At 35.2% G+C, this 23399-nt stretch carries 18 protein-coding genes; 12 read left to right on the top strand and 6 right to left on the bottom strand.

The genetic code is table 11. The features are described 5' to 3' along the window. Positions 1 to 126 precede the first annotated feature (126 nt). The 3 genes from AWV75_RS05290 to AWV75_RS05300 form a co-directional block, all read right to left on the bottom strand. Positions 127 to 2685, bottom strand: a complete 2559-nt coding sequence (locus tag AWV75_RS05290) for an ATP-dependent Clp protease ATP-binding subunit (RefSeq protein WP_060873491.1) — start codon at positions 2683 to 2685, stop codon at positions 127 to 129. A 765-nt stretch (positions 2686 to 3450) separates the two neighbouring features. After that, positions 3451 to 4515 carry a CNNM domain-containing protein gene (locus AWV75_RS05295; RefSeq protein WP_060873386.1) on the bottom strand — a complete coding sequence of 355 codons (1065 nt, stop codon included), beginning with the start codon at positions 4513 to 4515 and terminating at the stop codon, positions 3451 to 3453. Positions 4516 to 4929: 414 nt separating this feature from the next. Further along, positions 4930 to 5364 carry a helix-turn-helix domain-containing protein gene (locus AWV75_RS05300; RefSeq protein ID WP_060873387.1) on the bottom strand — a complete coding sequence of 145 codons (435 nt, stop codon included), beginning with the start codon at positions 5362 to 5364 and terminating at the stop codon, positions 4930 to 4932. A 303-nt stretch (positions 5365 to 5667) separates the two neighbouring features. Here AWV75_RS05300 and AWV75_RS05305 point away from each other — a divergent pair, with 303 nt between their 5' ends. From AWV75_RS05305 to sucD, 12 genes are all read left to right on the top strand, one after another. Next, positions 5668 to 6819: a M14 family metallopeptidase gene (locus AWV75_RS05305; protein ID WP_060873388.1), complete on the top strand. Its 1152-nt coding sequence runs from the start codon at positions 5668 to 5670 to the stop codon at positions 6817 to 6819. Positions 6820 to 6909: 90 nt separating this feature from the next. Beyond that, positions 6910 to 7389, top strand: coding sequence for an Lrp/AsnC family transcriptional regulator (locus AWV75_RS05310; RefSeq protein ID WP_002985664.1), 480 nt, complete (start codon positions 6910 to 6912; stop codon positions 7387 to 7389). A gap of 81 nt (positions 7390 to 7470) precedes the next feature. Next, positions 7471 to 8484 (top strand): metal-dependent hydrolase, encoded by a 1014-nt coding sequence (locus AWV75_RS05315; protein ID WP_060873389.1) that lies wholly within the window; start codon positions 7471 to 7473, stop codon positions 8482 to 8484. A gap of 33 nt (positions 8485 to 8517) precedes the next feature. Continuing rightward, positions 8518 to 9285, top strand: a complete 768-nt coding sequence (yaaA, locus tag AWV75_RS05320) for a peroxide stress protein YaaA (protein ID WP_060873390.1) — start codon at positions 8518 to 8520, stop codon at positions 9283 to 9285. Between the two features lie 28 nt (positions 9286 to 9313). After that, complete coding sequence (gene hutH / locus AWV75_RS05325) at positions 9314 to 10816, top strand: histidine ammonia-lyase (protein ID WP_060873391.1); 1503 nt, start codon at positions 9314 to 9316, stop codon at positions 10814 to 10816. 114 nt (positions 10817 to 10930) lie between these two features. Then, positions 10931 to 12169 carry an HD domain-containing protein gene (locus tag AWV75_RS05330; protein WP_197429553.1) on the top strand — a complete coding sequence of 413 codons (1239 nt, stop codon included), beginning with the start codon at positions 10931 to 10933 and terminating at the stop codon, positions 12167 to 12169. A 30-nt stretch (positions 12170 to 12199) separates the two neighbouring features. Further along, the gene (gene lpxD, locus AWV75_RS05335; protein ID WP_060873393.1) at positions 12200 to 13216 is read left to right on the top strand and encodes a UDP-3-O-(3-hydroxymyristoyl)glucosamine N-acyltransferase; all 1017 of its coding nucleotides are present in this window, start codon (positions 12200 to 12202) and stop codon (positions 13214 to 13216) included. A 30-nt stretch (positions 13217 to 13246) separates the two neighbouring features. After that, positions 13247 to 14638 carry a bifunctional UDP-3-O-[3-hydroxymyristoyl] N-acetylglucosamine deacetylase/3-hydroxyacyl-ACP dehydratase gene (locus AWV75_RS05340; protein WP_060873394.1) on the top strand — a complete coding sequence of 464 codons (1392 nt, stop codon included), beginning with the start codon at positions 13247 to 13249 and terminating at the stop codon, positions 14636 to 14638. 11 nt (positions 14639 to 14649) lie between these two features. Further along, entirely contained in the window at positions 14650 to 15435 is a 786-nt protein-coding gene (gene lpxA / locus AWV75_RS05345) for an acyl-ACP--UDP-N-acetylglucosamine O-acyltransferase (protein ID WP_060873395.1), read from the top strand. Positions 15436 to 15457: 22 nt separating this feature from the next. Then, the gene (gene efp / locus AWV75_RS05350; protein ID WP_060873396.1) at positions 15458 to 16024 is read left to right on the top strand and encodes an elongation factor P; all 567 of its coding nucleotides are present in this window, start codon (positions 15458 to 15460) and stop codon (positions 16022 to 16024) included. Between the two features lie 36 nt (positions 16025 to 16060). Next, the gene (locus AWV75_RS05355) at positions 16061 to 17005 is read left to right on the top strand and encodes a UDP-3-O-(3-hydroxymyristoyl)glucosamine N-acyltransferase (RefSeq protein ID WP_060873397.1); all 945 of its coding nucleotides are present in this window, start codon (positions 16061 to 16063) and stop codon (positions 17003 to 17005) included. A 140-nt stretch (positions 17006 to 17145) separates the two neighbouring features. Further along, positions 17146 to 18018: a succinate--CoA ligase subunit alpha gene (gene sucD, locus AWV75_RS05360; RefSeq protein ID WP_060873398.1), complete on the top strand. Its 873-nt coding sequence runs from the start codon at positions 17146 to 17148 to the stop codon at positions 18016 to 18018. Positions 18019 to 18171: 153 nt separating this feature from the next. Here the strand turns inward: sucD and pheT are convergent, their stop codons facing one another. The 3 genes from pheT to AWV75_RS05375 all read right to left on the bottom strand — a co-directional run bounded on the left by pheT (position 18172) and on the right by AWV75_RS05375 (position 23289). After that, positions 18172 to 20607, bottom strand: coding sequence for a phenylalanine--tRNA ligase subunit beta (gene pheT, locus AWV75_RS05365; RefSeq protein ID WP_060873399.1), 2436 nt, complete (start codon positions 20605 to 20607; stop codon positions 18172 to 18174). A gap of 94 nt (positions 20608 to 20701) precedes the next feature. After that, the gene (locus AWV75_RS05370; RefSeq protein ID WP_060873400.1) at positions 20702 to 21118 is read right to left on the bottom strand and encodes a thiol-disulfide oxidoreductase DCC family protein; all 417 of its coding nucleotides are present in this window, start codon (positions 21116 to 21118) and stop codon (positions 20702 to 20704) included. Next, complete coding sequence (locus tag AWV75_RS05375; protein ID WP_060873401.1) at positions 21115 to 23289, bottom strand: endonuclease MutS2; 2175 nt, start codon at positions 23287 to 23289, stop codon at positions 21115 to 21117. The genes AWV75_RS05370 and AWV75_RS05375 overlap by 4 nt, the downstream gene beginning before the upstream one ends. Positions 23290 to 23399: the final 110 nt, after the last annotated feature.

A 23399-nucleotide genomic window follows, 5' to 3' on the forward strand; every position in this document is an offset into this window, starting at 1 on the left:
GCGAAAGTACTACTTTAAAGCAATTGCTATGATGTAATAAAGATAAAAAAATAAAAAATAACGATTAAATAACATGTCTATTATCTTTAGTCTAAAAACCACTAAGATAGAAAAAGGAAAAACCTGCTAATTAGCAGGTTTTTTTGTTTTTATTTTAATCAGTAAAGCTTCTCCTTTTTCATCCTTAGGCGCGTCCAATGTAATGGTATCACCTACTGTGAGCTTGGCATTTACAATTTCCTCTGCAATTGGATCTTCAATATACTTCTGAATGGCTCTTTTTAATGGTCGAGCTCCATATTGTTTATCAAATCCTTTTTCTGCAATAAAATTCTTCGCTTTGTCTGTTAAGTTCAATTTATACCCTAAATCATCAATACGTTGGAATAATTTAGCCAACTCAATGTCAATAATAGAGTGAATATGTTCTTTTTCTAACGAGTTGAAGACAACAATATCATCAATTCTGTTTAAAAATTCAGGAGCAAAGGCTTTTTTCAATGCACTTTCAATCACTGATTTACTGTGTTGATCCGTTTGTTCCTTACGAGCTTGTGTACCAAAACCAACGCCTTGTCCAAAATCTTTCAATTGACGAACTCCAATATTGGAAGTCATGACAATAATCGTATTTCTGAAATCGACTTTACGACCTAAACTATCTGTTAAATGCCCATCATCTAAAACCTGTAACAACATATTAAAGATATCAGGGTGTGCTTTTTCAATTTCATCAAATAGAATAACACTGTAAGGTTTTCTGCGGATTTTCTCTGTTAATTGGCCTCCTTCTTCGTATCCAACATATCCTGGAGGTGCTCCAATCAAACGAGATAAAGCAAATTTCTCCATGTATTCACTCATGTCGATGCGAATTAAGGCATCTTCAGAATCAAAAAGCTCTTTGGCAATCACTTTGGCTAATTGCGTTTTACCAACTCCCGTTTGACCTAAAAAGATAAAGGATCCAATCGGTTTATTCGGGTCTTTTAATCCCGCGCGATTACGTTGAATCGCTTTGGCAATTTTTCCAACTGCCTCGTCTTGTCCAATTACTTTACCTTTTATAATAGCCGGTAGGTTCGCTAATTTGGTAATCTCTTTTTCAGCAATTCGATTTACTGGAATTCCAGTCATCATTGATACAACATCTGCAACATCATCTTCTGTGATGAGAATACGATTGTCTTTTACCTCTTTTTCCCATGCTTCTTGCGCAATCTCAAGTTCTTTTTCGATGTTTTTCTCTTTATCCCTTAGATTGGCTGCTTCTTCATACTTCTGCTTTTGAACCATGAGGTTTTTGTTCTCGCGAACTTCCTCTAACTCTTGTTCTAAGTTGAGTATGTTTTGAGGTACATTAATATTGGTGATGTGCACACGAGATCCCACTTCATCCAATGCATCAATTGCTTTGTCTGGTAAGAATCGATCCGTCATATAACGGTTTGTCAATTTTACACAAGCCTCAATAGCTGCATCGGTATAGCTAACGTTGTGGTGACTTTCATATTTGTCCTTAATATTGTTCAAAATGATAATGGTTTCATCTACCGAAGTAGGCTCTACCAGTACCTTTTGGAAACGGCGCTCTAAAGCTCCATCTTTCTCAATGTGCTGTCTGAATTCGTCTAGCGTTGTGGCACCAATACATTGGATTTCACCTCTAGCTAAAGCCGGTTTGAACATGTTAGAGGCATCTAATGAACCAGTTGCTCCACCCGCACCTACAATAGTGTGAATTTCATCAATGAACAAAATGATGTCCGTATTTTTTTCTAGCTCATTCATGACCGCTTTCATACGCTCCTCAAACTGCCCTCTGTATTTCGTTCCTGCAACTAAACTCGCCAAATCTAGCGTTACGACGCGTTTGTTGAATAAAACACGAGAAACTTTTTTCTGAATAATCTTTAAGGCCAATCCCTCTGCAATAGCTGATTTACCAACTCCTGGTTCACCGATTAACAGGGGGTTGTTCTTCTTTCTACGGCTCAAAATTTGTGAAACGCGCTCAATTTCTTTCTCACGTCCAACAACAGGATCTAATTTGCCTTCAATAGCCATCTCTGTTAAATCTCTACCAAAATTATCTAATACTGGAGTTTTACTCTTTTTATTTGGCGGAGTAGATTGAGTGTCAGATTTTTTGCTACTAGAACTGTCATTTTGTCCTGATTCTTCAAAAGTCTCCGCTTTGGGACTGTGGAAGATATCTTCACTATCTGATTCTGTCTTCTCTTCAGACAGAAATTCTACATAATATTTCTTTACATTCTCATAATCCACATTCATTTTATTGAGGATTTGAGTAATAGGATCTTCATTGTTCTTTAAAATACACAAAAGCAAATGGGCAGAAGTAACTTCAATGTTCTTGAATACTTTAACTTCTAGATAGGTTAAGCGCAATGCTCTTTCTGCTTGCTTGGTAAGATATAGGGATCCTTTCTCGTTTACTGCTGTCTTGGTGGTAGAATAAGGTGTTAAATTCTCAACTTTATGTCGTAAAAAATCAAGGTCGACTTCTAAATTTTGGAGAATCGTTGACGCTTCACCTTGCTCAATTCTCAATAAGGCTAACAAAAAGTGCTCAGTTCCAATAAAGTCATGACCTAGACGTAATGCCTCGTCCTTACTAAAGGAAATAACATCTTTTATTTCTTGTGAAAAATTTTCGTCCATATTAACTGAATTTAGGTGATTATTTGTTTTATACATAAACTAAGGCAAAAAGCATACCTAGTTGGTAAAAGTTGCCCTTCTGTCATACGCTAATTGACAAAAAAAATCTGGTAAATAAAAATATTATGGATTCTTTTTTTATACCAAAAAACAAACTTCACCCTAAAAACGGGAACATAAAAAATTATATTAGGGAATTGAATAGGGTTTCTTCAACATTCCTTGAACATTCCTTGGAGGTTCCTTCGATATTCCTTCGACAAAACAGCCTTTTCTCCTAGTATTCTCCAAGCATTGTCTAAGGAATGTCCAATAACGCTACAAGGAACTTTTTTTGTGAGGCGATGAGAGGGTGAGGCAGTGAAGGTGGTGAGATTGGTGTGGTGGTGAGAAGGTGAGATTTTCTCACCTTCTCTCACAACAAACCTCACAATGCACAGTTGTGTGAGCGCGAGATGCGACCCTTCGTAGCCTCAGGGAGACATACAGGGTGTGGATTATGAGACGGTCTTCTTTAATCGATAAAACCCACGTTTTCACAAACCTCACCTTCTCACCGCCTCAACGCCGCACAAAAAAACAAATCTCACAAAGTACAAGCCTCACATCATTACGGGTGTGAGCGCGGGATGCGACCCTTCGTAGCCTCAGGGAGACATACAGGGTGTGGATTATGAGACGATGAGAAATTCTTCTTTAATCGATAAATCCTATGACTTCGCGAAAAAGCAAAAAAGCAACCTACAAATTCACAAATCCCTTCCTTTATTCCCCAATGTTTTTATGATTTTCAATAAATTGGTATTTGCGTTGTTTGCTTTTCCATCTATCTTCTGCGTATTTTCTCAAATCGACAATTTTATCTTTTTCATCGACAATTTCAAATCCTAAAAGGGTTTCCAGAATGTCTTCTAGTGTAAGAAGTCCTTGAACTTCTCCATACTCATTGGTAATGATCGCAATGTGTTCGTGTTTTTCCGTTAATCGACTCCAAGCTTCTAAAACGCTTGTTCGCTCGTTAAACTGAAGAATGTTTCGTTTTAGATCTTTTAGTTGAATATCAAATTGGTCGTCTGCTAAGTGTTCAAAGATGAGGTCACGGAGGACATATCCTACAATATTTTCCGTTTGTCCACTATAGATAGGAATACGTGAAAAGTGAAGTAATTCTTTGTTTGCTAAAAACTCTTGTAGCCTTAGTTCTTCATCTGCGTGAATCATCATAATACGAGGAGTAAAAATGGCAGCAACCGAAACATCCTTGAGTTGAATTAAGTTTTGTATAATTTTCGTTTCCTTTCCTTCTAATATTCCTTCTTGTTCACCAATACTTGCTAAACTCGATAACTCTTCTCGGCTAATACTTGATTCTTGTTGTTTTTTGCTCAATCGCTTAGTTAAAAAGGAAGAAAGTAGGACTAAAGGATAGCAGAGAATAACCATACTAGAAATCGTAGTCGCGGTTGAGCTATACAAGGATTTATAATAGTTTGCACCTAATGTTTTGGGGATAATCTCTGTTAATACTAAGATGAGTAAAGTTAAAAGGGCAGAAATAACCCCAAAATAAGCCTCTCCAAAAACGGCTGTGGCTTGTGCGCCAACACCAGCAGCTCCGACAGTATGTGCAATGGTATTTAAAGATAAGATAGCAGATAAAGGTTTGTCAATATCCTTTTTCATGTGAATCAAAGCTTTTGCTTTGGTATCTCCTTGATCCGATTTTGAATGTAAGAAAGCAAGAGGGGTAGATAATAATACTGCTTCTGCAATAGAACAGATAAAAGAAACCGTTAGGGCTAAAAATAAATAAATTAATAATAAAGTCATTCAAATAAAACTTAAAGGAACAATACTATTCTTTTTTATTTTTCAACAACAGTTAAAAATCACTCAAGCAAACAAATTGTTTACTGAAGTAGCGGTAAAAGAAAATAAAGATACAAGAGTTAAAAGTGAAGAGGTAGAGAAGTCGTTTATATCTTCTTTGAATCAAGAAGTAGTCTACTTCGTAAAAAAAGCTCTTTTCTGAGTTTGATGCGAACTTCACTCAGAGATGTCTCGAAGCAAACGTCAATTGAAAAAGTAACGAAGACAAGGAGGAGATAAACAAAGAAATTTATTCTTCAGTAAAACTTAGTCGCGGTGAATACTTATTTTTGATTAATGTATAATTATTATTTTAGATAAACTAATTTATTTTTTAGCATTAACTAAATATGGAGTTAGTTTATTGTTTGCTTTTTATCTAGGCTTGTAGGTGGTAAAAGTTCCGTCTTTATAAAAAACTACAATTTGTTCCATGTCTGCAGAAGTCAAAAAATCAGGAATGGGTTTGGATGCGATAGCCTCTTTTTTACCTTCCAAAGGAGTGGATGGAAGAGAGGGATTTGGCGTTTCAATTTTGCTTGCCGAAGAAAATAAATCTACAGAGGAAGTACCTAAATCACCCTGTTTTTTTTCACTCGAAAAAGAGCCAATACCCTTAATTAACCACTCGAGATTTAGCTCCGGAAAAGTATCGTTTATTTTTAAAATAAAATCTAAACTAGCCTTATTTCTTCCTGATAAAATATGGGATAAACTTGAACGTTGAACACCAATTTTATCTGCAAAAGAAGAGGCAGAGAGCTCAAAATGTTCTAATAAAAACTCGAGTCTGTTTACAAAATTTTCCATGGATACAAATGTATATTTTTAAAGCAAATAGTTTACAAATGTAATAAAAATAATGAATTAACAAATGTATACAAGAAAAATAAGTAGTAGATATATTGTATTTTTACTTTATGTAAAATGGTGTAACTAGTTGAATTTTAAGTTAAAAAAAGTTTTAAAATAAAATTGTAAAATCTTAGAGTATTCATTGGAAAAGAGCAGGGGTAAATTGTTGACAAATGTAAAATAACAAAAGAGAAACAATGTTTACATTTGTAAAAAATGAAATGTTTACATTTGTAATATTGTAAATAGATTGAGAAAATGAACGAAGAACAGAAAGCTAAGGCGTACAAAATGCCAACAATTTCAGGTCGCTATATAACCAATGAAAAGGTGGAGGATTTCTTACCTTACTTAAATCATTACTTTAAGGTTAATGTGATTGGGAAATCAGTGGAGAATAGATCGATTTATACGGTGCAGTTTGGTCAGGGAAAAACGAAAATTTTGATGTGGTCACAAATGCATGGAAATGAATCGACCACAACAAAAGCGGTGTTGGATTTACTTCATTATTTAAACGAATCTAAAGAAGATCAAATTGCAGAATGGGCGAAGAAATTTACCCTTACAATTGTTCCTATTTTAAATCCGGACGGTGCTTTTTATTATACACGAGTGAATGCAAATCAAGTCGATTTAAATCGAGATTCCGTTGAGTTAAGTCAACCCGAAAGTAAATTATTGCGACATTTATTGGAGAACATCCAACCCGATTTTGCATTTAATTTACATGATCAACGCAGTATTTTTGGCGTAGGGGATACTGGAAAATCTGCTGCGATATCATTTTTAGCCCCTGCTTTTAATGCCGAAAGAGAGATGAATGCAACAAGAAAAAAGGCGGTACAGTTAATTGTAGTAATGAATGAAGTGGTACAAAAAATGGCTCCTGGACATGTTGGACGCTTTGATGATGGATTTAATCTAAATTGTATTGGAGATTATGCCCAAGCGATGGGGATTTCTACTATATTAATAGAGGCAGGACATTGGGCTAATGATTACCAGCGAGAGAATACAAGAACATTAGTTTGTGCTAGCTTGTTGCGTGTGTTGGATGTGTTAGCTCATAATACATATGAAGGCTATTCAACTGAAGCTTATTTTTCACTACCTGAGAATACAAAGAGCTTTTGTGATGTAGAATTGAGTAATGTAATTATCCCATCTTCGCAAAGGAAATTTATAGTGAAAATTCAATATAAAGAGGTATTAACGGATGGAAGTGTTAAATTTTGTCCTATTGTTGTGGGTATTGATAAAAAAGAGAGTAAATTTGTGCATACATTAATAGAAAAAGAGTGTATGTTGAAATCTTTCATTGAGAAGCCAAACGATATTTTAGATCAAAATATTGAGGATGTTATAGCGTTATCAGTCGAAGAGGTTAATTATTTATTAAAAAAATAGGTAAAATTGCTATTTTTTGAATAAATAAGATTTTTTTTTATTATTATTGTACTGAAATATAGATTTAGAATTAACATAAATAATTGATTTATGAGTAAGTTTCGTTTAGATGAAATCGATCACCAGATTTTAGATATGCTGATTGATAATACGAGAGTGCCTTTTACAGATATCGCTAAGAAATTATTAATTTCTGCAGGTACGGTTCACGTACGTGTGAAAAAAATGGAAGATGCTGGTATTATCCAGGGTTCTTCGTTGACGCTTGATTATGAAAAATTAGGATATGCATTTATTGCTTATATCGGTATATTTTTACATAATACTTCACAAACTAAATTTGTTTTAGAACGTATCAATGAAATTCCATATGTGACAGTTGCTCACGTAACTACTGGTAAATTCAACGTGTTCTGCAAAATTAGAGCGAAAAACACACGCCATGCAAAAGAAGTTATCTATATGATTGATGATATCGATGGAGTGTACAGAACAGAGTCAATGATTTCTTTAGAAGAAAGTATCAACGACAAAAAACGATTAATGCATACAATTTTTAAAGAATTGTAGTCAATTTTTTAAAAAAGTAAATGAATAAAAAACTGCCCTTGTGCAGTTTTTTTTTATATTCGTTTTTTATATATCATAAAAATGGATTCGTTTACTCAAATTGTTTTAGGAGGTGCTGTTGGAAACGCGCTATTGGGGGAGAAACTAAAAAATAAAGCAGTCTTGTACGGGGCAATAGCTGGTACTATTCCTGATTTAGATGTTTTAGCTACTTTTTTTACTGATCCATTAAGCGCTTTAGAATTTCATCGCGGTATCACACATTCGATATTGTTTGCCATTTTTGGCGCCTTCTTTTTTGGTTTCTTGCTGTATTGGTTTGAAAAGAAAAAAGGAGTTACTTATGAAGAAGGGGTATGGCTCTTCTTTTGGGGATTTTTTACCCATGCGGCATTGGATGTCTTTACTACTTGGGGGACACGCGTATTATGGCCGCTAGATTATTCTTTCGCTTTTAAATCAATCTTCGTGATTGATCCTCTTTATACCTTGCCGTTTCTGTTTTTTCTCATTAAATCCATGAGAGAAAAAACAGATATGAAACGACGACTGTACTTCAATCGCTTAGGGTTGTATGTAAGTAGTGCGTATTTGGTGTTGACGCTTTTACTAAAAGCAATAGCTTTTTATAGTTTTACTGGGGCTTTGGATCAACAACATATTTCGTACAAAGCCATGTCGGTTAAACCTACAATTATGAATACGATTTTGTGGACCGCTATTGTGGAAACAGAAGACGCCTTTTTAATAGGAACGTATTCCTTCTTTAATCCGGAGCCTGTTGAATTTAAAACGTATCCAAAAAATAGAGAGCTGATAGGAAGTTTGGAAAAACACAGCCTGATTCATCGCCTAGTTGAACTTTCAGAGGGGTATTATACGTTTACTGAGGTAAATAATGAAATTTATTTCAATGATTTGCGCTTTGGTGTCTTGCGAGAGCAGGAAGGAGATGTGCAGTTTGCATTTAGCTATAAATTTTATATTGATGAAAAGGGGGAATTGAATGTGAAGGAAGTGAAAAAGGATAGAGGTGATGGGATTAATTTGTTGAAATCTATTGGACGAAAGATTTTTGGATTGAAAGAAGATTAAGGGAAGAATGGCTATATTTGGAAAAAAAATAAGATGAAGATAATTGTGTCGCCTGCTAAGAGCTTGGATTATAATACAAAAGTGCCTTTTACAGCTACTACAGAGCCTTTGTTTGTGAAAGAGAGTAAAATAATTAATGGGGTTTTGAAAGAAAAAACACCAGTGGAGTTGATGGAGTTGATGAAAATCTCTACTAATTTAGCAGAGCTGAATTGGCAGAGAAATCAAGAGCGAAATTACAAGAAAAATAAAAAGAACGAAGCTGATTTTAGACAAGCAGTATATGCGTTTAGTGGAGATGTATATGTTGGATTAGATGCTTATACGTTGTCTGAAGAGAAAATAGAACGCTTGCAAAATAGTCTGCGTATTTTGTCTGGATTATATGGGATTTTACGTCCATTGGATGAAATCGAACCGTATCGTTTGGAAATGGGAACTAAAATGCCAATTGGAGATAAAGCGAATCTGCCTGCATTTTGGAAGCCTATTATTGTAGATTATTTAAATAAGGAGATGGAAGAAGGAGAAGTGTTGGTTAATTTAGCTAGTAACGAATATTTTAGTGCTATTGATCAAAAGAAACTCAAAGCGCCTATTGTAGTTCCAGAATTCAAAGAATTAAGAGATGGAAAGCTGAAAACAATTAGTTTTTACGCCAAAAAAGCAAGAGGAATGATGGTGCGTTATATTATCGATCATTCTATTCAAGATGTGGAAGGATTGAAGCGATTCAACTTGGATGGATATGCGTGGAGTGAGAGTGAATCAACAGCAAATAATTTGATATTTACAAGATAATAAATAAAAGAATAGAGCCAATAAAATTATGGAAACAGTACATTATATAAGTTCAGATGTATTTACAATTGAAAAATTAAATGAGATTATCACCCAAGACCAAAAGTTGGATATCTCAGAAGAAGCACGTGCAAATATTGTAAATTGTCGTGCCTATCTGGACAATAAAATGGAAACACAAAAAGATCCAATCTATGGTATTAATACTGGATTTGGGTCATTATGTGATGTAAAGATTAATGATAGTGATTTAACGAAATTACAAGAAAACTTAATGAAATCTCATGCTTGTGGTACGGGTGAAATTGTGCCAAATGAGATTGTGAAAATTATGTTGTTATTGAAGGTTAAATCGTTGAGCTATGGAAACTCTGGGGTTCAATTGGAGACTGTAGAGCGATTGGTGGATTTCTTTAACCACGATATTTTACCTGTTGTGTATACACAGGGATCTTTAGGGGCATCGGGAGATTTGGCGCCTTTGGCACATTTAACCTTACCTTTGATTGGAGAAGGAGAAGTGGTGTATGAAGGATTCAGACAACCTGCAAGTAAGGTGTTGGAGAAAATGGGATGGGAGCATATTCAGCTGAAATCAAAAGAAGGATTGGCTTTGCTTAATGGAACGCAGTTTATGAGTGCTTATGGATGCTACGTGATGATTAAATCAAGAAAGATGTCTTATTTGGCTGATTTAATCGGGGCAGTTTCTCTAGAAGGTTTTGATGGAAGAATCGAGCCATTTAATGAACTGATTCACCATGTAAGACCACACCGTGGACAAATTGAAACAGCATCTTTCTTTAATGAAGTGTTAGAAGGGTCTGAATTGATTGCACGTCATAAAGAACACGTTCAAGATCCATATTCATTTAGATGTATTCCACAAGTACATGGAGCATCCAAAGATGCAATTGAATATGTGAGTAAAGTATTTAAAACAGAAATCAACTCGGTAACAGATAATCCTAATGTATTCTATAAAGATGATTTAGTTGTATCTGGAGGGAACTTCCACGGACAACCTTTAGCATTGGCTTTTGATTTCTTGGGTATTGCTTTAGCGGAGTTAGGAAATATTTCTGAAAGACGTACCTATCAGTTGATTTCAGGACTGAGAGGGTTGCCTGCTTTCTTGGTGTCTGATCCAGGATTGAATTCAGGATTTATGATTCCTCAATATACAGCAGCGAGTATTGTAAGTCAAAATAAACATTTAGCTAATCCTACCAGTACAGATAGTATTGTTTCAAGTAACGGACAAGAAGATCACGTGAGTATGGGAGCAAATGGTGCTACGAAAACGTTGCGTATTATTGATAACTTAGAACGTATTTTAGCTATTGAACTATTCAATGCAGCACAAGCGTTAGAGTTTAGACGTCCAGCTAAATCAAGTGAATTTATTGAATCATTTATTAAGTCTTACCGCGAAGAGGTGCCTTTTGTTTCAGAAGATCGTATTCTACATTATGATATTGAAAAAACAATTGCATTTTTAGGAAGTTTTCAAATCGATTTAGAAGAATAGTATTGGTTTTTTAAAGCCATTGATATAAAAGCTGCATCTTTTTTTAAAAAAGAGATGTGGCTTTTTATTATATTGTTATCTTTGTTTTACGTATTACAAAATAATTTATCATCGTTGATTACAAGCAATAAATTAAAAATACTGAACGATCCAATTTATGGATTTATCTCTATTCCCAATTCATTCGTTTATGATTTGATAGAACATCCTTATTTTCAAAGATTAAGAAGGATTTCTCAAATGGGAGTGTCTTATTTGGTTTATCCAGGGGCACATCATACTCGTTTTCATCATGCTTTAGGCTGCATGCATTTGATGCAGAAAGCGGTGCAAGTACTCCGTTTTAAAAATATCGCTATCTCTGAAGAGGAAGAAACTGCCTTATACGTTGCTATTTTATTGCACGATATCGGGCATGGTCCGTTTTCTCATGCAATGGAGGAAAGTATCGTAGAAGGAGTACATCATGAGGCGATTTCTCTTTATTTTATGCATCAATTAAATAAAGAATTTAACGGAAAACTCGACTTGGCTATCCAAATTTTTAAAGGAGAATATCACCGTCAGTTTATGTTGCAATTGATTTCTAGTCAGTTGGATATGGATCGTATGGATTACCTGAAGCGAGATAGTTTTTACAGTGGGGTGGCCGAGGGAGATATCAATTCAGCGCGATTGATTCAAATGCTTAATGTGGTCGATGAGCGCCTGGTTGTGGAAGAAAAGGGTGTTTATTCGGTAGAGATGTTTTTAGTTGGACGTCGTTTGATGTATTGGCAAGCCTATCTACATAAAACGAGTGTTTGTGCTGAATTAATCTTGGTGCGCATTTTAAAACGCGCAAAAGAATTAGTAAGTAAAGGAGTGAAGCTATGGGGAAGCCCTGCCTTGTTGTTTTTCTTAGAACATAAAGGGGAGTTTGTAGATTTTGAACAAACTGCTTTGGAACAATTTGCCTTGTTAGATGATTCAGATATTGTTAGTGCATTAAAATCGTGGCAGTTTCACGACGATTTTGTCTTGGCTCAGTTGAGTAAGATGATCGTGAACCGAAAATTGTTGCGCATAGAAATTATAGAAGACAAGAAATTAGTTAAAGAAGAATTGAAAAAACGTTTAGAAGACGTTCAAACCAAAAATAAGATTTCGGCAGAATGGGCGAGCTACTTTGTGTTTAAAGGAAAGGTTAGAAATCAGGCTTATAGCAAGGATAAGGAGCCTATTATGATTGTGAGAAAAGATGGACAAGTTGCGGATGTTTTATCCGTTTCGGATCAATTAAATCTCAAAGCGTTAACCAAACCAGTCACAAAGCACTTTGTTTGTTATCCAAAAAGCGTTTTTGAAAGTTAATTTTCAATTATATTTTATATTTTTGCGGTGATGAAAATAACAGCAGAACAAATAGCGTCAGTATTAGGAGGAGAAATAGTTGGGAATCCTCAAGTAGAGGTATCTACATTAGCTAAGATTGAAGAAGGGGCAAAAGGCTCTATTTCGTTTTTGGCCAATCCAAAGTATGTCCATTATATATATACCACTCAAGCATCGGTTGTCATTGTGAATAAAACATTTGAACCGGAGCATGAAGTGGAAGCAACATTAATTAAAGTTGATGATGCATATAAAGCTTTCTCAAAACTCTTGGAATATTATAACCAAGTGAAATTAATGAAATCTGGAATAGAACAACCTAGCGTAATCTCAGAAGGAGCTACGTATGGTACAGATTTGTATTTAGGGAGTTTTTGCTATGTAGGGAAAAATACAAAAATTGGAAACAACGTAAAAGTTTATCCAAATACTTTTATTGGAGATAATGTAGTGATTGGTGATAATACCGTGCTGTTTGCAGGAGTGCGTATTTATTCAGAATCGATTATTGGATCAGGTTGTACGCTTCATGCGGGAACTATTGTAGGATCAGATGGATTTGGTTTTGCACCAAATGGAGATGGAACTTACAGTAAAGTACCTCAAATTGGAAATGTTATCATTGAAGATAATGTTGAAATTGGGGCTGCTACAACAATTGATCGCGCAACATTGGGGTCAACCATTATCCGAAAAGGAGTGAAACTAGATAATCAAATTCAAATTGCACATAATGTTGAAATCGGTGAAAATACCGTTATTGCTTCACAAACAGGGGTAGCAGGATCAACAAAAATTGGCAAGAACTGTATGATTGGCGGACAAGTGGGAATTGTAGGACACTTAACAATTGGAGACAATGTTAAGATTCAAGCACAATCAGGAGTAACAAAGAATTTAGAATCGAATATTGCTGTTCAAGGATCACCAGCTATAGGCCATACTGATTTCTTGAAATCATATAGTCATTTTAGAAATCTACCGAAAATCGTAGATGACTTAGAAATGTTAAAGAACGAAAAATAGTAATCTATCGAAATACAAAAAGATTTTATTATGGTTAAGCAAAAAACCATCCAAAGTGAAGTTACCTTAGAAGGAGTTGGATTACACACAGGACAAAATGTTATCATGACATTAAAACCTGCGCCAATTAATAATGGGTTTACTTTTGTCAGAGTGGATTTAGAAGGGCATCCAATTATTGAAGCAGATGCAAATTATGTTGTTAATACACAACGCGGGACAAACTTAGAAAAAAAAGGAGTTCGTGTTCAAACTACAGAACACGTATTAGCTGCTTTCGTAGGGTGCGATCTTGATAACGTGATTGTTGAGTTGAATGCATCTGAACCACCTATCATGGATGGATCATCCAAGTATTTTGTTGAAGCCGTTGAAAAAGCGGGTGTTGTAGAACAAGACGCAGAAAGAGAAGAGTACATCGTAAAAGAAGTAATCTCTTATGTGGATGAAGCAACAGGTAGTGAAATCATTGTAATGCCAGCGGATAGTTACCAAGTAACAACGATGGTTGATTTCGGTACAAAAGTTTTAGGTACACAGAATGCAACTTTAAAAGATATGAATGATTTTAAGGTGGAAATTTCTGAAGCACGTACATTCAGCTTTTTACATGAATTAGAAGCTTTGTTAGCAAATGGATTGATTAAAGGAGGCGATTTAAATAATGCTATCGTCTATGTGGATAAAGAGATTTCTCCAGAAACGATGGGGCATTTGAAAAAAGCTTTTGGTAAAGAGGAAATCAGTGTAAAACCAAATGGGGTTTTAGATAATCTGACTTTGCATTATCCAAATGAGGCAGCAAGACATAAATTATTGGATGTTATTGGAGATTTGGCTTTAATTGGTACTCGTATTCGAGGAAAAGTTATTGCAAATAAACCAGGACACGCTATCAATACAGGTTTCGCTAAGAAAATGTCGAAAATTATCCGCAATGAGAAGCGCAACCAAGTACCTACTTATGATTTACATCAAGAACCTTTGATGGATATCGTTAAGATTATGGAATTTTTGCCACATAGACCTCCGTTCTTGTTGGTAGATAAAATTTTAGAGATGTCTGAAAATCATGTAGTTGGATTGAAAAATGTAACAATGAATGAATCTTTTTTCATTGGACACTTTCCCGGAGCTCCAGTTATGCCAGGTGTATTAATTTGCGAGGCAATGGCTCAATCAGGAGGAATTTTAATCTTAAGTACTGTTCCAGATCCACAAAATTATTTAACGTATTTCATGAAAATGGATAATGTGAAATTTAAAAACAAAGTTGTCCCAGGGGATACTTTAATTTTTAAATTAGAATTAATTACGCCTATTCGCCGTGGAATATGTCATATGCAAGGTTATGCCTACGCTAATGGAAAATTAGTAGCAGAGGCTGAGCTAATGGCTCAAATATCAAAAGTTAAAAATTAAATATAAATAGTATGAATCAGCCTTTAGCATATGTTCATCCAGGAGCAAAAATAGCTAGAAATGTCGTAATAGAACCATTTACTACGATTCATAATAATGTGGAAATTGGCGAGGGAACTTGGATTGGTTCGAATGTAACCATCATGGAAGGCGCTCGTATTGGAAGAAATTGTAAAATTTTTCCTGGTGCTGTAATCTCTGCTGAACCACAAGATTTAAAATTTGAAGGTGAAGTAACTACTGTTGAAATTGGAGATAACACAACCATTCGTGAGTGTGTTACCATTAACAGAGGAACAAAAGATAGATATAAAACAGTAATTGGTCAAAATTGCTTGATTCAAGCGTATAGCCATATTGCACATGACTGTATTGTTGGAGATAATTGTATTTTCTCTAACTCAAGTACTTTAGCTGGACACGTGACAGTTGGAGACTTTGTAGTGTTAGCAGGATTAGTTGCTGTGCACCAATTCTGTACAATTGGATCACATTCTTTTGTAACTGGTGGTACTTTAGTTCGTAAAGATGTACCTCCTTATATTAAAGCAGCTAGAGAACCAATCTCTTATGCCGGAATCAACTCTGTTGGTTTACGTAGAAGAGGGTATGAGCCCGAAAAAATTAGAGAGATTCAAGAAATCTATAGAATTTTATTTCAAAAGAACTATAACACAAGTCAAGCACTAGAGATTATAGAAACTGAAATGGAAGCAACTCCAGAACGAGATGAAATCCTTATGTTTGTTCGCAATAGTTCAAGAGGAATTATGCGTGGATATTCAGGAATGTATTAATAATAAAATAAAGACTTAAAAAATGGCAACAACTTCAGATATTAGAAATGGTTTGTGTATTCGTCATAATAACGATATTTACAAAATCACAGAATTTTTACACGTGAAACCAGGAAAAGGACCTGCATTTGTTAGAACAAAAATGAAGAGTTTGACAAATGGAAAAGTATTAGAAAATACATTTTCTGCGGGTCATAAAATTGAGACAGTACGTGTTGAAACACATAAATTCCAATACTTATACCCAGAAGGAGATCAGTTTCACTTCATGAACGTAGAGTCGTATGAGCAAATTACTTTGTTAAAAGACATCTTAGATGCTCCAGAGCTATTGAAAGAAGGAGAAATGGTAATGGTTCAAATTAATACTGAAACAGATTTACCTCTTGCTGTGGATATGCCAGCTTCTGTAATTTTAGAAGTAACATACGCTGAGCCAGGAGTAAAAGGAAATACTGCAACGAATGCTACTAAACCAGCTACAGTTGAAACAGGAGCTTCTGTAAACGTACCTTTATTTATCAACGAAGGAGATAAAATTAAAATCGATACAGCTACAGGTTCTTATATCGAGCGTATCAAAGAATAGTCTAAAAATAGTCTAAAAATAGTCTAAGAAGAGAAGATGCGTTTTTCAAAAGTTCAAGATTTACAAACTATAGCCGAAATTATCGGTTGTAAATTCGTCGGATCAGCTGATTTTCCGGTGTACGGGATGAATGAAATTCACGTAGTACAAGAAGGAGAAATAGTATTTGTGGATCACCCCAAATACTATGATAAAGCTTTAAATTCCAATGCTACCATTGTCCTAATTAACAAGGATGTGGAATGTCCAGAAGGCAAAGCTTTATTGATTTCTGATGATCCATTTAGAGATTTTAATAAGTTGTCAACTTATTTTAATCCATTCAAACCTGCTACACAATTGCAAGCAAAAGATGCAGTGATTGGAGAGGGAACAGTAATTCAACCAGGAACTTTTGTTGGAAACAATGTGGTGATTGGAAAGAACTGCTTGATTCATCCGAATGTTGTCATCTACGATGGTACAGTAATTGGGGATAACGTAGTTATTCACGCTGGTACTATCTTAGGAGCAGATGCATTCTATTATAAAAAGAGACCTGAAGGATTTGATCCTTTAATTTCTTGTGGTAGAGTCGTGATTGAAGATAATGTTGGTATCGGAGCAGCTTGTACAATCGACCGCGGGGTAACAGGAGATACTACAATCAAAGAAGGGGCTAAAATTGACAATCAAGTACATATTGGACACGACACGGTTATTGGTGTACGCTGTTTAATTGCAGCCCAAACGGGAATTGCAGGATGTGTAGTGATTGAAGATGAAGTAACGCTTTGGGGACAAGTAGGTACGACAAGTGGAATTACCATTGGTACAAAGGCTGTTGTTTTAGCACAATCAGGTGTTTCAAAGAGCTTAGAAGGAGGAAAAGTCTATTTTGGTTATCCTGCTGAAGAGTCAAGAGAAAAGCTAAAACAAATGGCAAATATGAAAAAAATACCTTCTATTTTAGAAGATCTAAAGAGATTAGAGCGTAACTAGACGTAGAGGAAAAGAATAGAGAATTAATCGATAATTGTTAAGGCTTATTTAACGAAGATTGCATCTAAAAAGTTTTAAAGCTGATTAGAATTGTTTATTTTTGTAGGAAGTAAGTTTTAAAAATAAATAAAAACAAGATCATGAGTGTTTTAGTAAATAAAGATTCAAAAATAATCGTTCAAGGATTTACTGGAAGCGAAGGTACTTTTCATGCTTCTCAGATGATTGAATACGGAACAAACGTTGTAGGTGGTGTAACTCCAGGAAAAGGTGGAACAAGCCATTTAGATCGTCCAGTATTCAATACAGTATCAGATGCTGTTGAAAAAGTAGGTGCAGATACATCTATCATTTTTGTACCGCCTGCATTCGCTGCAGACGCTATTATGGAAGCTGCAGACGCTGGTATCAAAGTAATTATTTGTATTACTGAAGGTATTCCAGTGGCGGATATGATTAAAGCTTATGACTACATACAAACAAGAGACTGTAGATTAGTAGGACCAAACTGTCCAGGAGTTATCACTCCAGGTGAAGCTAAAGTTGGTATTATGCCAGGTTTCGTATTCAAAAAAGGAACTGTAGGAATCGTTTCTAAATCAGGTACTTTAACTTACGAAGCAGCTGACCAAGTAGTAAAAGAAGGTTTAGGTATTACAACAGCAATCGGAATTGGTGGAGATCCAATCATTGGAACTACTACAAAAGAAGCTGTACAATTATTAATGGCTGACCCTGAAACAGAAGCAATCATTATGATTGGTGAAATTGGAGGACAGTTAGAAGCTGATGCTGCAAGATGGATTAAAGAAAACGGAAATAAAAAACCAGTTATCGGATTCATCGCTGGAGAAACTGCACCAAAAGGAAGAACAATGGGACACGCTGGTGCTATTGTAGGTGGGGCAGATGATACAGCTGCAGCTAAGAAAAGAATCATGAGTGAGTGCGGAATTCACGTTGTTGATTCTCCTGCTGAAATCGGGAAAAAAGTAAAAGAAGTTTTAGGATAATCCTAGATTCAAATATAAAAAAAGCCACATCTTTTGATGTGGCTTTTTTTATTGGAGAGAGGAGAATAGAAATGGGTGATGATTAAATGATCAAGATAGTTATTTCCCATTTCTCATTACCAATAAAAAAGCGGTCATATGACCGCTTTTTTATTATCTCAATTGAGCTCCTATATTATTTTCTAATTGGTATTGGATTTTACCCATAATCTTCTCAATCTGGCTTTCAGTAAGTGTTTTAGTACTGTCTTCCATTAAGATTGAAATCGCATAGGATTTCTTCCCGTCTTCAATCTTATCGCCTTGGTAAACGTCAAATAAAGTAACATCTTTAATGATGGCTTTATCTATTTGTTTAACGATAGTGAAGATTTCATCGAAGGTTACTTTTTCATCCAATAGTAAAGCGTAATCTCTTTTTACTGTTGGGAATTTATTCAATTCTGTAAATTTGATTTTGCTGCTTACTAATTTTAAGATTGCATCCCATTTGAAATCTGCGTAACTAACCTCTTGTTTGATGTCAAATTGCTTTGTTATAGCTTTTTTAAGGACTCCAAAATCAACAATAGCCTCTTTACCTACAAAATAAGTAATTCCTTCTGAAAACACGTCGTTTTCTGTTGGCTGTGTAGTGAACTTCGTTAAGCCTAATCGATCTAAAATATTCAAGATATACCCTTTGAATTCAAAGAAGTCACTTGGTTTTTGTTGAGAGTTCCACGAAGCAGGTGTACTGTTACCTGTTACAAACAAAGCAAAGTGTTTATTTTCCTCGAAGTTGTTCAACATCTTGTGGTATGTTTTACCGAATTCAAATAAACGTAAATCGCTGTTTTTTCTATTGATATTGTAAGAAATAGATTCTAAACCACCAAATAGTAACGATTGTCTCATCACTGATAAATCTGCACTTAATGGGTTTACGATATCTACTTGATAACTTTTATTGATGCTTTCTGTTAGATTGTTATATTCAGGCGTAGTCAATGAATTGTTCATGATTTCGTGGAATCCTTGAGCAACTAATTGATTTGCAATGATATTTTGAACGCGGTGGTCTTCTGTTCTTGAACTATTCGAGATTGTCGCATTTAGTTTTGAAGAGAAGCTAATGTTGTTGTATCCATACACACGTAAAATTTCCTCAATAACGTCAATTTCTCTTGTTACATCTGCTCGATAAGCAGGTACTGTAATTCCCAATCCAACATCCGACATGCTGTGAACTTTGATATCGAGAGAAACTAAAATCGTTTTGATTGTTTCTTTAGAGATATCTTCTCCTAAGATGCGGTTAATGTTGTTGAAATTCAAGAATACCGAATGGTCTTCTACTTTTTTCGGGTATAAGTCAACGATGTCTGATGTAATTTCACCACCAGCTACACTTTGAATTAATAGCGCTGCATGTTTTAATGCGTATTCTGTAATAGACGGGTCAATTCCTCTTTCAAAACGGAAAGATGAATCAGTATTTAAACTATGTCTTTTTGCTGTTTTTCTAACGCTAACTGGGTTGAAGTATGCACTTTCTAAGAAAATCGTGGTTGTATTTTCTGAAACGGCCGATTTTAATCCACCAAATACACCAGCGATACACATTGGTCCATTTTCGTCACAGATCATCAAGTCATCTTGATGTAATATGCGTTCAACACCATCCAAAGTAACGAATTTCGTTCCTTCAGCTACTGTTTTTACAATAACCTTACTTCCTTTAATTTTAGCTGCGTCAAAAGCATGTAGGGGTTGTCCTAAATCGTGTAATACGTAGTTTGTGACGTCTACAATGTTGTTTTTAGGTGTAACACCAATGGCTTTTAAGCGATTTTGCAACCATTCTGGAGAAGGTTTTACTTCAATTCCTGAAATGGTCACCCCACAATAGCGAGGTGCTTTTTTGTAATCCTCAACGATTACATCCATCTTAAGTGTTCTTCTCTCTACTTTGAATTTACTTACAGCGGGTGTAATTAATTCTTTGTGTGGAGTTTCTATTTTTGGGTTTTGTAAAAGACCTGCACGCAAATCTCTCGCAACGCCCCAGTGGCTCATTGCATCAGAACGGTTTGGTGTAAGTCCGATTTCAAAAACTTGATCCGTTGTAATATTGAAGATTGTAGCAGCAGGAGTTCCTGGAGCAATAGACTCATCTAAAACTAAGATTCCACTTCCGTCTGTTCCAATGCCTAATTCAACAGCAGAACAAATCATTCCGAAGCTATCTTCTCCTCTAATTTTGCCTTTTTTAATTTGAAATGCATTTCCTTCAGCATCGTACAACTCTGTGCCAATGGTTGCAACTGGTACTTTTTGTCCAGCAGCTACGTTTGGAGCACCACAAACGATTTGTACAGGTTCCCCCGTTCCTAAATCAACTTTTGTAACATTTAGTTTATCTGCATTGGGGTGTTTACTGCAAGATAATACATGTCCTACAACAACTCCTCTTAAACCTCCTTTTAAGCTTTCATATTGAGTAATTCCCTCAACCTCAAGACCTAAATCCGTAAGAATTTCTGATGTTTCTTCTGGCGTGATGTCTAACTTAATGAATTGCTTTAACCAATTGTATGAAATATGCATTCGAAAATAATTTTATTGTAGGCAAATATACGGATTGCCTTAGTTTAAGTGAAATAATTTTGGTGTTAATATTTAAAATCTAAAGTTCATATTATTATAAGAACTTTTTGCGGATTGACTCACTGGGAATCATACATTGATCTTTTTTTCCATACCATTTGTAGCGATTTTTTGCTATATAATCATAAAGTGAATCGGCTAATTTGGTGGGTAAAATGAGAAAAAATGTCAATAGCGTATACCAACCGCCAAGATATTTGGCAATCATCAGTGCAGCTTGTGACTTTACGTAATAAGCTTCTCCAGGTATATACAGGACGATACTGTCTGTTTGTGCGCGATCTACACCAATTTGCTGTAGAATTTGTTGTCCTAGTTCCGAATCTAACGAGGTAAATCGGAATTGATCTTGTCGATCTGCGGCAATCACCTTGTTGACTACATTGTCACATAGGTTGCATACGCCGTCAAAAAGAACAATTTTTTTGTTTTTTGGGAGTTCTTCTATCATTTTTTACGCTCTACCATTTCCAGTTGATCTATATTTACTTTTGACGTAAAGAAACCATAATTCACCGTAGCGGTTTTCTTTTCAATACTGTCAATCGTTCCAACAGCTCTTCCTTCAAGCATTCTAACACGATCACCTACTTTAAGTGGGAATTTCGTCTTGTTGCTTTCTTCTTGCTGTTTTTGAATCTCTTTTTTCTCTTTCTTCTCCTTGCGAATGACTTCTACTTTTTTCTCTACTTCCTGAAGTAAAGCCTTTTGTTCCGTCTCCTTTTTCTTTTTTTCCTGAAGGGTGACTTTTTTGCGCTTGGAGTTTTCAATTTCAACTACTTTCAGCAATTCACTAAATAAGGTCTTTTTGCTCTTGTTGTTGAAGTATTTTTCTGATAAATCATCTAATTTCTGCCCGAGATAAACCAAACGCTGGTTAGAATCATATAATTCTTGGTAACGTTCCAGCTTATCCTGAACTTTTGCATTGATGCCCTCTAATTTTTTACTCTCTTCTCTTGCTTTTGTTTCTTCTTCTTTTAGATTTTGAGAGGTGCGTTCCAGTTTGTGTCTTTCCTTTTGTAAATTGGCAATGGTTTTGTCAAAGCGAACTTTTTCCGTTTCTACTTTCTTCTTTGCTCGATTGATTAAACTAAAAGGAATACCATTTTTTTGTGCGACTTCAAAAGTAAATGAACTACCTGCTTGACCAATGTTCAATTTGTACAAAGGTTCTAGCGATTTTTCATCAAAAAGCATATTCGCATTTGTTGCATCTGGTAATTGATCCGCTAAGATTTTTAAATTCGTATAGTGGGTGGTAATGATTCCATAAGCCTCTCTATCGTAGAATTCTTCTAAGAAAACTTCAGCTAAAGCGCCTCCTAATTCTGGATCAGATCCCGTTCCAAATTCATCTATTAAAAATAAGGTATTTGAATTACATTTCTTCAAAAAATAATTCATATTTTTCAATCGATAGCTATAGGTGCTTAAATGGTTTTCAATAGATTGATTGTCACCAATATCCGTTAAGATTCGATCAAATAAAAACGTATGACTGCGTTCATGTACAGGAATCAACAAGCCCGATTGCAACATGAGTTGTAAGAGTCCAACGGTTTTTAACGTGATACTTTTTCCCCCTGCATTTGGTCCAGAAATTACAATGATTCGACTGTCTTGTTCCAATTGAATCGTTTGTGGGTGCGTGACCTTTCTCTTTTCTTTGTTGTTTAACCACAAAATAGGGTGATAAGCCTCTCTGAAATAAAGGCTCTTTTCTTCGCGTATTTCAGGAAGTAAGCCGTTGATTTTTAACGCGTATTTTGCCTTTCCTGCTGTGATATCTAGTAAGCTCAAGTATTGCGTATACTCCAACAATAAGGTTCGGAATGGACGAATGTTGTTGGTTAGCGTTTTTAAAATGCGAACGATTTCTTCTCGTTCTTCGTATTCTAAATTGTTGAGCTCTCTTGAGAAATGCAAAGTTGCTTCTGGTTCAATATAGATAATACTTCCCGTTTTGGATTGTCCTAATACACTCCCTTTTACTTTTCGACGGTGCATAGCTATTACGGCTAATACACGTCGATTATCCACAATGGTTTCTCTAATATCATCAAGATACCCCGCACTGTTGTATTGGGATAAGGCATAGCCAAAACTTTGGTTGATCTTACCGCGAACTAAATTAATGCTCTTGCGAATCGATAATAAATCTACCGAAGCATTGTCTTTAATTTCCCCGTATTTATCTAGTACATGTTCAATTTCTTTTAAAATGCTCTTTTCTAAAGTTAGGGTAGCAGTATCTGAAGAGAGATGTGGGTAATAATCACTGAATTTATTGAAATAGGTGATTAAATTACTTGTGGTCTCTGTAAGGTTGTATATCTTTTTAAAACTACTTACTTCTAGGAAGCTGTCTTCAATGCCTAAGAATTTTAGCTCATAGTCGATTCCTTCAAAATAATGATTGGGAATGACGTTGTTATTTGTGAAAGAAGCTAAATATTCTGAGGTTTGTTGGAGGGCATGTAAGGTTTGTTCTTTTGTTTTGTACGGAACAATTTCCATGGCCAATTCCTTTCCACTTTCTGTTACACAGAGATTGGAAACGAACGTTAAAACGGTATTAAATTCTAAATCTTGTAAAGTCTTTGTATTAATCGATGTCATGTGTTACAATGAGATTATCTAGCAAAAATACTACTTATTTATGTAAAAAAAGAGAGAAGCGCGATAAAGATACGTGCTAATTCGCTGAGGAAAGGAGGGCGTGGAATAGA

This window comes from Myroides odoratus (assembly GCF_001549985.1).
GTDB classification, from domain to species: Bacteria; Bacteroidota; Bacteroidia; order Flavobacteriales; family Flavobacteriaceae; genus Flavobacterium; species Flavobacterium odoratum_A.

Coding starts and splice junctions, on each gene's coding strand:
- AWV75_RS05315 (WP_060873389.1), top strand. CDS start 7,471: ATGGATTCGTTTACTCAAATTGTTTTAGGAGGTGCTGTTGGAAACGCG.
- yaaA (WP_060873390.1), top strand. CDS start 8,518: ATGAAGATAATTGTGTCGCCTGCTAAGAGCTTGGATTATAATACAAAA.
- AWV75_RS05370 (WP_060873400.1), bottom strand. CDS start 21,118: ATGATAGAAGAACTCCCAAAAAACAAAAAAATTGTTCTTTTTGACGGC.
- lpxD (WP_060873393.1), top strand. CDS start 12,200: ATGAAAATAACAGCAGAACAAATAGCGTCAGTATTAGGAGGAGAAATA.
- pheT (WP_060873399.1), bottom strand. CDS start 20,607: ATGCATATTTCATACAATTGGTTAAAGCAATTCATTAAGTTAGACATC.
- AWV75_RS05310 (WP_002985664.1), top strand. CDS start 6,910: ATGAGTAAGTTTCGTTTAGATGAAATCGATCACCAGATTTTAGATATG.
- AWV75_RS05295 (WP_060873386.1), bottom strand. CDS start 4,515: ATGACTTTATTATTAATTTATTTATTTTTAGCCCTAACGGTTTCTTTT.
- lpxA (WP_060873395.1), top strand. CDS start 14,650: ATGAATCAGCCTTTAGCATATGTTCATCCAGGAGCAAAAATAGCTAGA.
- efp (WP_060873396.1), top strand. CDS start 15,458: ATGGCAACAACTTCAGATATTAGAAATGGTTTGTGTATTCGTCATAAT.
- AWV75_RS05305 (WP_060873388.1), top strand. CDS start 5,668: ATGAACGAAGAACAGAAAGCTAAGGCGTACAAAATGCCAACAATTTCA.
- hutH (WP_060873391.1), top strand. CDS start 9,314: ATGGAAACAGTACATTATATAAGTTCAGATGTATTTACAATTGAAAAA.
- AWV75_RS05375 (WP_060873401.1), bottom strand. CDS start 23,289: ATGACATCGATTAATACAAAGACTTTACAAGATTTAGAATTTAATACC.
- sucD (WP_060873398.1), top strand. CDS start 17,146: ATGAGTGTTTTAGTAAATAAAGATTCAAAAATAATCGTTCAAGGATTT.
- AWV75_RS05300 (WP_060873387.1), bottom strand. CDS start 5,364: ATGGAAAATTTTGTAAACAGACTCGAGTTTTTATTAGAACATTTTGAG.
- AWV75_RS05290 (WP_060873491.1), bottom strand. CDS start 2,685: ATGGACGAAAATTTTTCACAAGAAATAAAAGATGTTATTTCCTTTAGT.
- AWV75_RS05340 (WP_060873394.1), top strand. CDS start 13,247: ATGGTTAAGCAAAAAACCATCCAAAGTGAAGTTACCTTAGAAGGAGTT.
- AWV75_RS05355 (WP_060873397.1), top strand. CDS start 16,061: ATGCGTTTTTCAAAAGTTCAAGATTTACAAACTATAGCCGAAATTATC.